The sequence below is a fragment of the Martinezella hainanensis genome (genome assembly GCF_900094555.1).
GTDB classification, from domain to species: domain Bacteria; phylum Pseudomonadota; class Alphaproteobacteria; order Rhizobiales; family Rhizobiaceae; genus Rhizobium; species Rhizobium hainanense.
Genome location: NZ_FMAC01000003.1, coordinates 80,405 through 93,262, shown reverse-complemented (window position 1 = coordinate 93,262; position 12,858 = coordinate 80,405). Strand labels below are relative to the sequence as shown.

The 12,858-nt window shown below is 61.3% G+C and carries 11 protein-coding genes; 1 reads left to right on the top strand and 10 read right to left on the bottom strand.

Annotated features, from left to right (window positions below):
* Nucleotides 1-11 precede the first annotated feature (11 nt).
* The 8 genes from GA0061100_RS11005 to GA0061100_RS10970 form a co-directional block, all read right to left on the bottom strand.
* Nucleotides 12-788, bottom strand: coding sequence for an enoyl-CoA hydratase-related protein (locus GA0061100_RS11005; protein ID WP_075852746.1), 777 nt, complete (start codon nt 786-788; stop codon nt 12-14).
* Nucleotides 785-1,942 (bottom strand): CaiB/BaiF CoA transferase family protein, encoded by a 1,158-nt coding sequence (locus GA0061100_RS11000; protein ID WP_075852745.1) that lies wholly within the window; start codon nt 1,940-1,942, stop codon nt 785-787. Before GA0061100_RS11000 ends, GA0061100_RS11005 begins: the two co-directional genes overlap by 4 nt.
* Nucleotides 1,939-3,297 (bottom strand): FAD-dependent oxidoreductase, encoded by a 1,359-nt coding sequence (locus tag GA0061100_RS10995; RefSeq protein ID WP_075852744.1) that lies wholly within the window; start codon nt 3,295-3,297, stop codon nt 1,939-1,941. The genes GA0061100_RS11000 and GA0061100_RS10995 overlap by 4 nt, the downstream gene beginning before the upstream one ends.
* Nucleotides 3,298-3,322: 25 nt before the next feature.
* Nucleotides 3,323-4,156 carry an ABC transporter permease gene (locus tag GA0061100_RS10990; RefSeq protein ID WP_075852743.1) on the bottom strand — a complete coding sequence of 278 codons (834 nt, stop codon included), beginning with the start codon at nt 4,154-4,156 and terminating at the stop codon, nt 3,323-3,325.
* Nucleotides 4,153-4,971 carry an ABC transporter ATP-binding protein gene (locus GA0061100_RS10985; RefSeq protein ID WP_075853238.1) on the bottom strand — a complete coding sequence of 273 codons (819 nt, stop codon included), beginning with the start codon at nt 4,969-4,971 and terminating at the stop codon, nt 4,153-4,155. Before GA0061100_RS10985 ends, GA0061100_RS10990 begins: the two co-directional genes overlap by 4 nt.
* A gap of 5 nt (nt 4,972-4,976) precedes the next feature.
* On the bottom strand, nt 4,977-6,011 hold the full coding sequence (locus GA0061100_RS10980; protein ID WP_075852742.1) for an ABC transporter substrate-binding protein: 1,035 nt from the start codon (nt 6,009-6,011) through the stop codon (nt 4,977-4,979).
* Between the two features lie 207 nt (nt 6,012-6,218).
* A complete protein-coding gene (locus tag GA0061100_RS10975; protein WP_075852741.1) occupies nt 6,219-7,259 on the bottom strand; it encodes an ABC transporter permease in 1,041 nt (346 codons plus the stop codon).
* A complete protein-coding gene (locus tag GA0061100_RS10970) occupies nt 7,259-8,740 on the bottom strand; it encodes a sugar ABC transporter ATP-binding protein (protein ID WP_075852740.1) in 1,482 nt (493 codons plus the stop codon). The genes GA0061100_RS10975 and GA0061100_RS10970 overlap by 1 nt, the downstream gene beginning before the upstream one ends.
* A gap of 337 nt (nt 8,741-9,077) precedes the next feature.
* Between GA0061100_RS10970 and GA0061100_RS34640 the strand changes: the two genes are divergently transcribed.
* On the top strand, nt 9,078-9,227 hold the full coding sequence (locus GA0061100_RS34640; RefSeq protein ID WP_159444774.1) for a hypothetical protein: 150 nt from the start codon (nt 9,078-9,080) through the stop codon (nt 9,225-9,227).
* Between the two features lie 83 nt (nt 9,228-9,310).
* Here the strand turns inward: GA0061100_RS34640 and GA0061100_RS10965 are convergent, their stop codons facing one another.
* Nucleotides 9,311-11,194: an MFS transporter gene (locus GA0061100_RS10965; protein ID WP_075852739.1), complete on the bottom strand. Its 1,884-nt coding sequence runs from the start codon at nt 11,192-11,194 to the stop codon at nt 9,311-9,313.
* 370 nt (nt 11,195-11,564) lie between these two features.
* Nucleotides 11,565-12,764, bottom strand: coding sequence for an MFS transporter (locus GA0061100_RS10960; protein ID WP_075852738.1), 1,200 nt, complete (start codon nt 12,762-12,764; stop codon nt 11,565-11,567).
* Between the last annotated feature and the right edge of the window lie 94 nt (nt 12,765-12,858).

The following is a 12,858-nucleotide window of genomic DNA, read 5'->3' as shown; positions in this document are numbered from 1 at the left end:
CTATAGCATGCCTATCTGCCCTGCCAAACCGGCGCCCGCTTCTCGCGGAATGCCGCGACACCTTCCATCGCATCCTCGCTTTTCAAAGCCTTGATCAGGGCCGGCGTCCTTAGCGCCTGCGCCTCGGCCGGGCTCAAATGCGCCGTGCGATTGACCGTCTGCTTGATTGCCCGCAGCGACAGCGGCGCACAGGCGACGATGTCTGCGACCCAGCGATCGACGACAGCGTCGAGTTCGCCGGCGGAGACGACTTCGTTGACAATGCCATAGTTCGCCATTTCCTGCGCACCAAACTGCCGTCCCGTCAGCATCACGGCCATGGCACGATTGAAGGGAATCTTGCGCTGCAAAAGTACCATGCCGCCATCAAGCGGCATGCGTCCGACGCGCGCTTCCGGCAGGCCAAAACGGGCCGTCTCCACGGCAATGACGATATCGCAGCCAAGCACCATCTCGAAGCCGCCGCCCAGCGCATAGCCGTTGACGCGCGCGATCACCGGCACGTCGAGCGAGCGGCGGAAGGCGAGGCCGCCAAAGCCATTTTCGCGCCCGACCGTCCAGTAGTCGACACCGGAGCTACCACTTCCGCCCTTCAGATCGGCACCCGCGCAAAAGGCTTTCTCGCCGGAACCGGTCAGGACAACGCAGCTGATGTCGTCGCGCTGTTCGATCTCCGTCCAGATTGCCTCGAGCCTCGCTTCGGTCTCGGCATCGACAGCGTTCATCCGCTCCGGCCGGTCGAGCGTGACGCGGGCGACGCGATCCTCTACGGCGAAGGAGACGCTCATGCGGCGTCTCCCTGCACCTCGGACAGCGAGGCGAGAATTTCCTCATTGTGCTGGCCGAGCTGCGGCGGCGCGATCCGCACGGTGACGTGGGCGGCCGACATGTCGATCGGCGAGCCGATCAGCCGAATCGGGCCGGCGGCGGTCTCGCCGGCCTCGAGGATCATCTTGTTGATGATCGTCTGTTCGTCCTTCAGCGCCTCGGGGAGTGAACGGACCGGCGCGCAGAGAATGTCGACGCCTTCCAGCCGCGCGATCCAGTGCGCGGTGCTGTTCTTGGCGAAATTCTCGCGGAAGATCGCCTGCAATTCCGGCCGCCGCGCCATCTGCGCATCGAAATCCTTGTATTGCGGATATTGCGAGAGGTCTTCGATCTCAAGAGCCTCACAGATATCGCGCAACGGGTTCGGCTTGAAGGCGCCCACCATGACGATTGCGCTGTCCGTCGTCTCGAAGACGCCCGTCAGCGGGAAGGCGCCCCAGTTCAGGTCCTTCTGACGCATCAGATGCGTCGTGCCTTCCTGCATTTGCATGGCGATCATGGAGTTGTAGAGGCTGACGGCGACCTGCTGTCCCTCTCCCGTCTTGTCGCGTTGCAGAAGTGCAAGGAGAATGCCCTGGACGAGGTGCATGCCAGCCGAATAGTCGGCCAGCGGCGTGGCATAGATCGAGGTGGGGTGGCTGTTGTCCGACTTGCGACGCATGAGTCCGGAAACGGCCTGCGCCAGGACGTCCTGGCCGCCCTTGTGCTGGTAGGGACCTGTCAGCCCGAAGCCGGTGCCGACGGCATAGATCAGCCGCGGATTGATCTTCTTCAGATCTTCATAGCCGAAGCCCATGCGCTCCATGACGCCAGGCCTGAAGTTGTTGACGACCACGTCGGCCGTTTCAAGCAGGGCCTGGACCGTCTTGCGGGCGCTGGCTTCCTTCAGATCGAGTGCCAGGCTCTTCTTGTTGCGGTTCAAGGAGCAGAAGACCGGGTTGTTGAGGCCATCGGGGTCGGAGCCGAGCGACCAGCGTGAGAGATCGCCGATCTTCACCTTCTCGATCTTGATGACTTCGGCACCATAGTCGGCCAGCACCTGCGTGCAGGATGGACCGAGCATGACCTGCGTGAAGTCGATCACGCGGATTCCGTCGAGTGGCAAGGTGGTCATTCTGCTGCCTCCAAATATGTCGCGTTCTCCGAGGGAATGTCGCCGGGATCGGCGCCCTGGGCTCGCATCTGTTTCTGAATTGCCCGGATATCGGCCTCGCGAACGGTCGTCCCGGCATTGAGGGCGACGGTTGCGGCGACACCGGCCGCTTCGCCCATCGCCATGCAGGGCGGGATTTCGCGACTGGATTTCTGCGCCTGCGGCGTTGAAGAATAATGCCGGCCGGCGACGATCAGCTGGTCGATTTCCTTCGGCAGCATGGAGCGGTAGGGCGTGTAGTAATCGCGGCCGCGGCAGACCGTGTCGGCGAAGTGGCGGCGGGTCATCACATCGTCCTTCGTCACGACATAATCCCCCTGCAGCAGCCGCGTCTGACGCACACCGGTCTGCGGGGCGAAATCGACGACATAGGCATTCTCGAAGCCGGGCATCTTTTCCCGAGCGAAATCGAGGAGCTTTGCGATCCTTGAGCGGCCTTCCATCTCGGCCTTGGTCAGGTCGTCGACCTTCAGACCGCTCAAGGTCGGCATATGCGGGCAGTTCAGCCAGACGACACCGGGCAGCGGCGTCTTAAGCCACCAGAAGGACCAGCAACCGCCGATCAGCCGCTTGGCTTCGTGATCGAGCGCCTTGAAGGCTTCCGGCTCCTGCTGTTCGAAACGTTCCGCCGCGTCCGTATCGATCCCGCCCCAGCGCGACACCGTCGTCAGGATGAAGTTGGATTCGATGTGGGAAGCACCTGCGCTTGCGGCGACATCGAGATCGCCCGTCGTGTCGATGACGACATCACCGAGGATCGCCTGCATGCCTTCCTTCGTCTGGCAGATGACGCCCTTGATCGCTCCACCTTCGACGATCGCCGAGGAGAACCAGCTGTGGGTTCTGAGCTTGATCTTGGATTCCGCGATCATATCGTAGGCGGCACGCTTGAAGGCGTCGGGATCGAAGGCAGCCGAAAAGCAGATCGGATGCGGCATCGACTGGGTGTGGAAATCGAAAAGCCCCCAGCGCGCCCAGCGCTGCCAGGCCTCCGGCGTGTCGCGGAATTCGATCAGCCGATCGCGGTCGGTCGGCGTTACGCAGAGCCCCCAGCGCTTCATGCGCTCGATCATCTCCATGCAGATGCCGCGCACGGTAATTTCGAGCTCGTTGATCATGTCGTCGAGCACCAGCACCATGCCGCCGGCGGCAAGCCCGCCGACATAGGGATAGCGTTCGAGAAGCGTAACGCTGGCGCCATTGCGTGCGGCCGACACGGCCGCGGCAATCCCTGCCGGGCCACCGCCGACCACGACGACATCGGAGCGATCGACGACACGGATATCCCGTGCAGGCTGATGAATAACCTGTTCCATTGGAGTTCCCTCGATGTTTTAAGCTTTAGTGTTGGCCGGCCGGCTTCCAGCGGATCATCTTCGCCTCGGCGACCGAGACGATGAAGAAGAGGATCACGGCAAGCAGGGCGGCGATCACGACCGTTGCGTAAAGCAGCGGCGAGCGGAAATTATAGGTCGCCTCGATGATGAGAGCGCCAAGCCCGAAGCTGGAGCCGATCCATTCCGCGACGATCGCCCCCATGACACTGCTGGTCGCAGCGATCTTCAAGGCAGCGAAGAGGAATGGCAGGGAGCTGGGGAGGCGAACCTTCCAGAGGATTTCGGAGTTGCTGGCCGAAAGTACCCGCATGAGGTCGAGCATGGCGGGGCTTGCGGAGCGAAGTCCCTGGACCATGTTGACCAGCGTCGGGAAGAAGCAGATCAGGCCGGCGATGATGATCTTCGGGGCGACGCCATTGCCGAAGATCAAAACGAGGATCGGGGCGAGCGCGATGATCGGGATCGCCTTGACGAAGACGGCGATTGGATAGAACGCCTTTTCGGCAGTTGCGCTGTGGACGAACCAGATCGCCAGCAGGATGGCGATGAGATTGCCGAAGACAAAGCCGAGAACGGCCTCGAGCACCGTCGGCAGGACGTTTCTCGTCAGCGTCGCGGCATTGTCGCGAAAGGCATAAAGGACGTCGAGCGGGCTCGGCGCCATGAAGGTCGGGATCTTGAAGATCCAGATGACCGCCTGCCACAGCACGATGCAGCCGAGTGCGGCAAGGATTGCCGGCATGCGCGAAGAAAGAACGCCGACCGTCGCGTCGAGGATGGCAACCTTGCGCGGCGCCTTGGCCACGCGACTGAAGTCAGAGTGCACGGCGTTGCTCATATGCATTCCTCCAGCAGCGCGCGCAGATGCGCCGTCGCCTTGATGAAGTCGACCGTGTCGCGCATCGCAAGCAAGCGGGGGTAGGGAAGATCGACCTTCATGAATTCCTTCACCCTGCCGGGATGGGCTTGTAGCATCAGCACATGCTGACCGAGGAAAACCGCCTCCGGGATCGAATGGGTGACGAAAACGATGGTCGTGCCCGTTTCGCGCCAGATGCGCAGGAGTTCCTCGTTGAGCTTGTCGCGGGTGATCTCGTCCAGCGCGCCGAAGGGCTCGTCCATCAGCAGGATTCGCGGCTTGGTCACCAGGGCGCGGGCGATAGCGACGCGCTGGCGCATGCCACCCGACAATTCGTGCGGCAGGGCCTTCTCGCGTCCCTTGAGGCCGACAAGCGCCAGCAGCTCCATGGGATCGGCATAGGAACTCTTGTCATGTCTGCCGACTTCCAGCGGCAGGCGAACGTTGTCAATGACGCTTCGCCACGGCAAAAGCGTCGCTTCCTGGAAGACGAAGGCGAAATCACGCCCCTGGCGCGCCTCGCGTGGCGGGCGGCCGAAAACCGAGACCGAACCGGCGCTGATGTCAACAAGGTCGGCAATACAGCGCAGCAAGGTCGACTTGCCGCAGCCGGACGGCCCTAGCATCGTCACGAACGACCCTTCCGGAATATCGACGGAGACATTGGAGAGGGCGGTGAATTCATTGCCCTTGTCGCCGAAGCGGATGTCGAGATCGCGAATGGAAACGGCAAGCCTTGCCGCTTCGACTGTCGGTAGCGGTTGCGGCTGCTTGATGGTGGCGGCGCTCATCATGGCGTTCACCCGATCTGCTTACGGATTTCTGTCGTCGCGTCGAGGATCGCCATGGTGGCGACATCGTCGACCGTCGGCGTAGCCCCCGTGAACTGCTTGAGATCGGCATAGGCCTTGATCTGCGCTGCCCAATTGTCCTTGTTCATCGCGCCCCAGCCGGTCTGCTTGGTGCTGTCACCGAAGGAGAAATCGATGACGGGGTGGACGGCCTCGAGTTCGCTCGCCTTGTCGAGATTGGGATAGGCCTCGACCAGCATGTCGACCGCCTCTTCCGGATGGTCGCGGACATAGCCCCAGCCCTTGGCAGCCGCCGTTGTGAAGCGCACCAGCACATCGGAATGTTTGTCGAGCTGCTCGTCGGTGGTGTAGTAGACGTTGGCGTAGAGCTGCAAGCCCGCATCCCAGAGCATCATGTCGACGCGCTCGTCGCCGAGCACCTTCAGTGCATTGGTATTCGTCACCCAGCCGGTGACAGCATCGGCCTGGCCGGTGATCAACTGGTTCATGTCTGAACCCATGTTGACCATCTTCACCTTGTCTTCCGGAATGCCGTTTTTGGCGAGCAGCGCGCGCAGAAGAATGAAGGCCGTCGGCTGCGTGGCGATGGTCTTGCCGATCATGTCCTTCGGCTCGCGGATCGGCGCCTTCTTCAGCGAGAAATATGTAAAGGGATGCTTGCGATATCCGGCAAGAAACGCCTTGACCGGCATGCCGGCCGAGCGCGCGAGCATCACGGACGGGCTTGAGGAAATCTGGCCGATGGTGGATTGCCCGGCTGCCACACCGGCGACGCCATCGACATTCGGACCGCCGGGGACGATGGTGAGATTGATGCCCTGCTCGGTGAAAAAGCCCTTCTTCTGGGCTGCGACCTCGCCGATCAGGCCATTCGAGGCGAGCCAGCCGAGCTGCATGCGAACCTCGGCGACATCGGCCGCCTTGCCGGCGCGAATGCCGACGAAAGTCTGCGTTGCGGCAAGACCTCCGACTAAGGCAGCGTTGGACAGGAAGCGGCGGCGATTCATCATGAATTGTGACATTCTGACAGTTCCCCTGTTGATTGGGCGATCGGACTTTGCGTCTCGTTATCCACCAATGCCGGGATGATGGGGGAATTCAGTGTTCTAATAAAGAACAATTATGCGCACTATCGATTGCCGAAAAGGCAACGGTCAGCACGCGCCAAGATGCTGCAGATCGATCTGCAGCCCGATAACAACTGGAGAGTATGCGGCCCTGCGGCGCCTTCAGCCGAACGCCTTGCTCCGGCCAATCCCATAGGTGAGCGCAAGCGCGCCGACGAGAACGGCGCCCTTGATGAAATCCTGTGTGTAATAGGGTGCGTTCAGCATCGTCAGGCCGTTCAGAAGCACGCCGACGAAGACTGCGCCGATCGTCGTGCCGAGGACGTTCGGACGGCGCAGGCCAAGAACGGCAAAGCCGATGAGCGAGGCTGCCACCGAATCCATCAACAGCGAGGCGCCGGACGAGACATCGCCGCGACCGACACGAGCGGCGACGATGATGCCGCCAAGGGAGGCAAGCACACCCGAAAGCACGTAGGCAAAGGTCTTCAGGCGCGTGATATTGGCGCCGGCCAGCCGTGTCGCGGCCTCATTGCCGCCGGTGGCGTAGAGAAGGCGCCCGAGGCGCGTGCGTTCGGTCAGCACAAAGAGCACGAGCGCCACGACGAGCATCAGAATGACAGGGAAGGGCACCGTGCCGAACAGGCTCGATCGCCCGATTGTCAGGAAGGCTGGATCGACCTTGCCGGTCGCCTTCGTCCCATCGGGAAGGATCAAGCCCACCGAGATCGAACGTCCCGCTGTCGGGATCAGCTGCAGCCCGGTGAGCAGGAACATGGTGGAGAGTGTCGCGAGCAGATCCGGCACCCTCAGTCGAACGATCAACAGGGCATTGGCGAGCCCGACGCTCGCGCCGAAGGCAAGCACCAGCGGCACGGTCTCATAGACATTGAGGTTCCATACGATCATGGCATAGCTCGCGGCCATGACGCTGGAGGCAGCCACGGCGCCGACGGAAAGATCGAAGCCGCCGATGGCGAGCGTCACGGTCACCCCGGCGCCGATGATGGCGACGACAGAAACCGCCTGCAGGATGCTCATCAGATTGTTGATGTTGATGAAGGCCGGCTGCGCGAAGCTGAAGACGATGACGAGGGCAAGGAGGAGCAGAAATACCGCTCCCCGCCGCACCAATTCCTGCGGCGATATCCTATGGTTCGCCTGCCTGATCTGTTCGGGGATCTCGGCGGTGCCTTCACTCATCAGACATATTCCTTGTTCTGCAGGCCGCTGGCCGTCACATCGGCGATCTCTCTCAGGCCATGATGTTCCATCACCAGCACTCGGTCGGCGACTTCGAGCGCCTCTTCCGGATCGGATGTGGCGATCAGGGTGGCGCGGTCGGTATGGGCGCGTATGGCGGCGATAATGTCCTGGCGGGCGCCGACATCGACCCCCTGGAAGGGCTCGTCGAGCAGCAGCAGTCGGCTCGGCTCGGCCTCCCAGCGTGCGAGGACGACCTTTTGCTGATTGCCGCCGGAAAGCGACCAGACGGATGCCTCGGGGCCAGAGGCCTTGATGCCGAGGCGCCGGATGGCTTTTTCCCCCTCGCGGATCTCCCGCGCGGAAAACAGAAAGCCCGAAGGATACCATTGCTTCAGATGCGGCAGGCTGATCGTCGCTGCAATGCTCTCCCCCGGCCAGTCCGACGGCATGAGCGAAGAGCGATGCCGGTCGGCGGCAGCCATGACGACGCCTCGTGCGATTGCATCGGCAGGCGAGGCTGGTTGAAATGCGGTGCCATCCAAACGTGCGGTGCCCGCCGCAAAACGGTCGAGGCCAAAAAGGGTTGATAGGAGCCGGCTCTTGCCGGCGCCGAGAACGCCGGTAATGGCGACGACCTCGCCAGCATGAAGCCTGAGATCGATCGGTGGGCTGTCGGCAAGCAGCTGCGCACCCTGAAGTTCCAGTATGGTTCGGTCGAACTGCCCCCGACGCTGCGGGCGAGCCGCTTTCATCGAACGGCCGATCATGGTTTCGATGGCCGCATCGAAGTCGATCGGTTGCGAGAAAGCGCCGACATTGCGGCCGCCCCGCAGGACAACCACCCGATCGGCCAGCGCATCGAGATCGGCCGTGCGATGCGAGATATAGAGAATGCCCAGACCGCGCGCCTTCAGCCGGCGCACGATGTCATAGAGTCCAGCCGTCTCGCGTGCAGACAGGCTTGCGGTGGGCTCGTCCAGGATCAGCAGCTGCGCCTTGTTGGCAAGGGCGCGGGCAATGGCGACCATCTGCCGGTCGGCCGTGCCGAGATCGCCAAAATCCCGGTCGAGCGGCAGATCGAAGCCGGCTTCGGCCAGGATGGCTTCCGCCTTTCTCCGCACCGAACGTTTCGACAGAAAGAAAGGCTGGCGTCCGTCGACGAATTGATTGAGCAGCAGCGCGTCTGCGACCGAAAGGCCGGCCACGCCGACGACGTCGGTCGACTGATGTACGGTGACGACGCCCCGCGCCGTTGCCTCGGCTGGGCTTTCCGGGCGATAGTCCGAGCCATTCCAATAGATCCTGCCTGAATCGGCTCGGTGAATGCCGGACAGGATTTTTACCAGTGTCGACTTGCCCGCGCCGTTGGCTCCCATCAGTGCGACGATTTCGCCGCGATCGACGATCAGGGACGCTCCTGCCAGGGCCTGTGTCGAGCCGAAAGCAAGCGAGAGATTTTGGGCATCAAGCAAGGTCATGAGCAAGGGTTCGGTGATCGTTTGCGATACTCGTAAGCCGCCGACCGTCAATCACAAGGGCGCGCCTTGCTTTGTTCACTTAATCTATAGAATAAATTTTTACTGGGCTTTGGTTCGCCTCTGTCAGGGGGCCGGATGGGTTGATGGCGAGGTCGATCAAACGCCGTCCGGGTCAGCTAACCGGGAGTTTAATTTGTCCGAAAGTTCGAGAGAGCCGAAAAACTCTTCCTTTAATCTACTAATTTTATAGACAATATAAAACGCTTGAATATCAAGAATTTCCGTGATCGCGACGGCGTACGTTTCGCCCATGTAGAAACATTTGGCAGGAGTTTTTATGGATACAGTGCTCTACCTCGCTTCTCTCGCAACTCGGCCAAGCCTTGCCGCGACCAAGCGCATCTGGTCGATCTTGCAGCATTTCCTGGCAGGCTTGATGGTCCTCTTTTCCCTTTTGGTGCTGCTGCACGCGCTTTGCGGAAGCTGAGGCTTCGAGCTTGGATCAAGAGTTGGCGAGACGAGACAAAGAAAGGCCCGGCGTGCCGCATCTGAACGCCGGGCCTTATGTGTTTACTTGATGCTGTTCAGATCGACGCCCTTGGTTTCGCGAACGAAGATCAGGCCGATGACAAGGGTCATCGCAGCGATCGCGATCGGGTACCAGAGGCCATAATAGATATCGCCCTTGGCGGCGCTCATGGCGAAGACCGTTGCGGGCAGCAGGCCGCCGAACCAACCGTTGCCGATATGATAGGGCAGCGACATGCCGGTATAGCGGATGCGGGTCGGAAACATTTCCACGAGAATGGCGGCAATCGGCCCATAGACCATCGTCACATAGATGACGAGGATCGTCAGGATAGCGATCGTCAGAGGCCAGTTGATCGCCGCGGGATCGGCAACCATCTTGAAGGCACCACCATTGGCGATGGTGTAGACCGGCATGTCGGTAGCGCCACCAGCCTGATCCGCCGTCAACAGCTTCGCCTTGACGAGGTCCGCAACCGGTGTGACCGTCTTGTCACCCGCCCGCACGGTTGCCGCGTTGAGCCCGAGTTCGGGGTTGGCGGCGATGAAAGCATCCAGCTTGGCGTCCGGCACCTTGGCGGCGTCGCGTGCCAGCGGGAAACCGGCCTTTTGCAGGGCGAGGTTCATGTCATGCGTGAATACCGCGCTCTTTGCCGCCGCACCGGCACCTGCCGCCGTGGCATCATATGACGTTATGGTCGTATCGCCGACTTTGACGGTTGCCGGCTGCCCGGCTGGGCCTTCGGCGATCGTGTAGGGCACGGACGACTTCGACAAGAAGGACGTCGCAATGTCGCACGAATTGTTGAATTTGGCGGTTCCCACAGGATTGAACTGGAAGGTGCAATCGCCAGGCGCAGCCGTCACCGTGGCCCGGATGGTTTGTTCGGCTTGGGCGAGCGCTGGATTTGCGGCATGGGTCAGCGCCTTGAACAGCGGGAAGTAGGTCAGGATCGCCAGTGCAAGGCCCGCCATGATGATCGGCTTGCGACCGATCTTGTCGGACAGCCAGCCGAAGACGACGAAGAAGCCGCTGCCGATCAGAAGCGCAATCGCGATCATGATGTTGACCGACTGGCCGTCGACCTTCAGCACGCTCTGCAGGAAGAATAACGAGTAGAACTGGCCGGCATACCAGACGACTGCCTGACCAGCGGTAAGGCCGAGCAAGGCGATCAGGGCAATCTTCGCATTCTTCCACTGGCCGAAGGCCTCGGAGAGCGGAGCCTTGGAGCCTTTGCCTTCTTCCTTCATCTTCTTGAATGCCGGCGATTCACTGAGTGAAAGCCGTATCCAGACCGAGATGGCGAGCAGAACGCAAGACAAGAGGAAGGGGATGCGCCAGCCCCAGGCGGCAAAGGCATCCTTGCCGACGGCGTTCTGCACGACGAGGACAACGATCAGCGACAGGAACAGGCCAAGCGTCGCCGTCGTCTGTATCCAGGACGTGTAGTAGCCGCGCTTATTGTCGGGTGCATGCTCGGCGACATAAGTCGCAGCGCCACCGTATTCGCCACCGAGCGCCAGACCCTGCAACAGGCGAAGGATGATGAGGATGACCGGTGCGATGATGCCCCAGCTCGCCGAGCCGGGAAGGACGCCGACCAGGAAGGTCGAAAGGCCCATGATCAGGATCGTGACGAGGAAGGTATATTTGCGTCCCACGAGGTCGCCGATCCGCCCGAAGACAAGGGCGCCGAACGGCCGCACGAGAAAGCCGGCCGCAAAGGCCAGCAAGGCAAAAATGTTACGGGTTGCTTCCGGATAGTCGCTGAAGAAGGCTGTGCCGATAAAGGCAACCAGCGCTCCATAAAGATAGAAATCGTACCATTCGAACACGGTTCCGAGGGAAGAGGCGAAGATGACCTTCTTCTCCTCCCTGGTCATGCCTCGACCGTTCGTCTCGGCCACTGACGTGGTTGCCATGAATCAATCCTCCCAATTGCACCAGGGACATGGTCAAAAAGACCCGTGTCATGTCCCCCATAATGACGTTACGCAGGACTTTCGTGCCGATGGGCGCGGAAAGTCGCGCCAGTGGATGCTCTCCTGATTTCCTCCCCCAGGAGATCAAGCACCTGATGCATGTGCGAGTGTTGGCTAAAAATTGAAAATTGCAATGGCTGCAACCGCGGCCGCTTATGGAAATCTGTGTGTAAGTATCAAGAAATATGAATATGTCATTGCCCCGTCTAATGGCCGGGGCGTGTCGCCGACAAAAGCCATGCCGGGCGCGGCGAAATATGACGCATCCGGCACGGTTCGCAGATGTGATTCCAGGCCTTTTCGGCCCGTCTCAGGCCGTCTGCAGTTGCAGGCGCCGCATTGGCGGAAAGGCAAGCGCGATGGCGGCCGCCCCCAGTCCCACCATGGACGAACCGATGAAGAGCCAGGAATAATTGGCGAAGGTATCGAATATCCACCCGCCGATCAAAGGTCCCGCGGCCATGCCGATGCTCGAGAGCATCGATGCCGCGCCGAAGACGGTGCCGATGACGCGCGGCCCGAAATATTCGCGTGCGAGCACAGCGTAAAGCGGCATGACACCGCCATAGGCACTGCCGAAGATGACTGCCAGCGCATAGAACTCACCGAGTTCGCTGACCAGCAGATAGGTGGCAAGTGCTGCCGCCTGCACCAGCAGGCCAGCGACCAGCACCGGCTTGACGCCGAGCCGATCGGCCAGTGTCCCGTAGAGGAGACGACCTCCAAGACCCGCAAGGCCCTCGACGCTATAGATGCTGACGGCGGCCATAGGCCCCACGCCGCAGACGGTGGCGTAGCTGACCATGTGGAAGATCGGCCCGGAATGGGCAGCGCAGCAGGCAAAGAAGGTGGCGCCGAGGACAAGGAATTGCGATGAGCGAAAGATCCGGCCAAGCGGCAGGCTCTGCTCCTCCCTCTGTCCGCCCAAACCGGTGGCTTCGGCAAGAACGGGTGCTCGCCGCACAAGCAGTGCCGCCGGTATCAGCAAGACCCAGGCCATGATGCCGATAACGAGCATGGCGAAGCGCCAGTCATAGGCCGAAATCAGGTAGCGGGCAAAAGGCGATACCGTCATCGGCGCAACGCCCATGCCGGCTGAGACCAGCGAGACCGCAAGACCTCTGCCTTCGTCGAACCAGGCCGTCGTCGCCGCGATCATCGGCGCGAAGAAGGCGCTGGCGGCAAGGCCGACGAGAATGCCGTAAGTCAGCTGGAATTGTAGAAGCGAGCCGGCCCGGCTTGCCAGGACAAGCGCAAGCCCGAGCAGCAGTGCACCGATCACCACCACGATGCGGACGCCGAAACGATCGCTCGCGGCACCCCAGGCAAAAGCACCGAGGCCCATGGTCAGGAAATTCAGCGTCATGGCGGCGGCGATGCCGGCATGCGACCAGCCTGTCTCGGCAGCGATCGGCACCTGAAAGATCGCCAGGGAAAACATCGCGCCGAGCGCAACACAGGTCATCAGCGCGCCGGCGCCGACAATCACCCAACGATAGGACGAACTCATTTGCAGCTCCCTTCATCCGGTTTAGCCCAGGGCGCGAAAGATCGGATCGTCGTCTTTCGCGGTGTGTTCGCAATAAAGACGATTGCATCGCGGT

Coding starts and splice junctions, on each gene's coding strand:
- GA0061100_RS11005 (WP_075852746.1), bottom strand. CDS start 788: ATGAGCGTCTCCTTCGCCGTAGAGGATCGCGTCGCCCGCGTCACGCTC.
- GA0061100_RS11000 (WP_075852745.1), bottom strand. CDS start 1,942: ATGACCACCTTGCCACTCGACGGAATCCGCGTGATCGACTTCACGCAG.
- GA0061100_RS10995 (WP_075852744.1), bottom strand. CDS start 3,297: ATGGAACAGGTTATTCATCAGCCTGCACGGGATATCCGTGTCGTCGAT.
- GA0061100_RS10990 (WP_075852743.1), bottom strand. CDS start 4,156: ATGAGCAACGCCGTGCACTCTGACTTCAGTCGCGTGGCCAAGGCGCCG.
- GA0061100_RS10985 (WP_075853238.1), bottom strand. CDS start 4,971: ATGATGAGCGCCGCCACCATCAAGCAGCCGCAACCGCTACCGACAGTC.
- GA0061100_RS10980 (WP_075852742.1), bottom strand. CDS start 6,011: ATGTCACAATTCATGATGAATCGCCGCCGCTTCCTGTCCAACGCTGCC.
- GA0061100_RS10975 (WP_075852741.1), bottom strand. CDS start 7,259: ATGAGTGAAGGCACCGCCGAGATCCCCGAACAGATCAGGCAGGCGAAC.
- GA0061100_RS10970 (WP_075852740.1), bottom strand. CDS start 8,740: ATGACCTTGCTTGATGCCCAAAATCTCTCGCTTGCTTTCGGCTCGACA.
- GA0061100_RS34640 (WP_159444774.1), top strand. CDS start 9,078: ATGGATACAGTGCTCTACCTCGCTTCTCTCGCAACTCGGCCAAGCCTT.
- GA0061100_RS10965 (WP_075852739.1), bottom strand. CDS start 11,194: ATGGCAACCACGTCAGTGGCCGAGACGAACGGTCGAGGCATGACCAGG.
- GA0061100_RS10960 (WP_075852738.1), bottom strand. CDS start 12,764: ATGAGTTCGTCCTATCGTTGGGTGATTGTCGGCGCCGGCGCGCTGATG.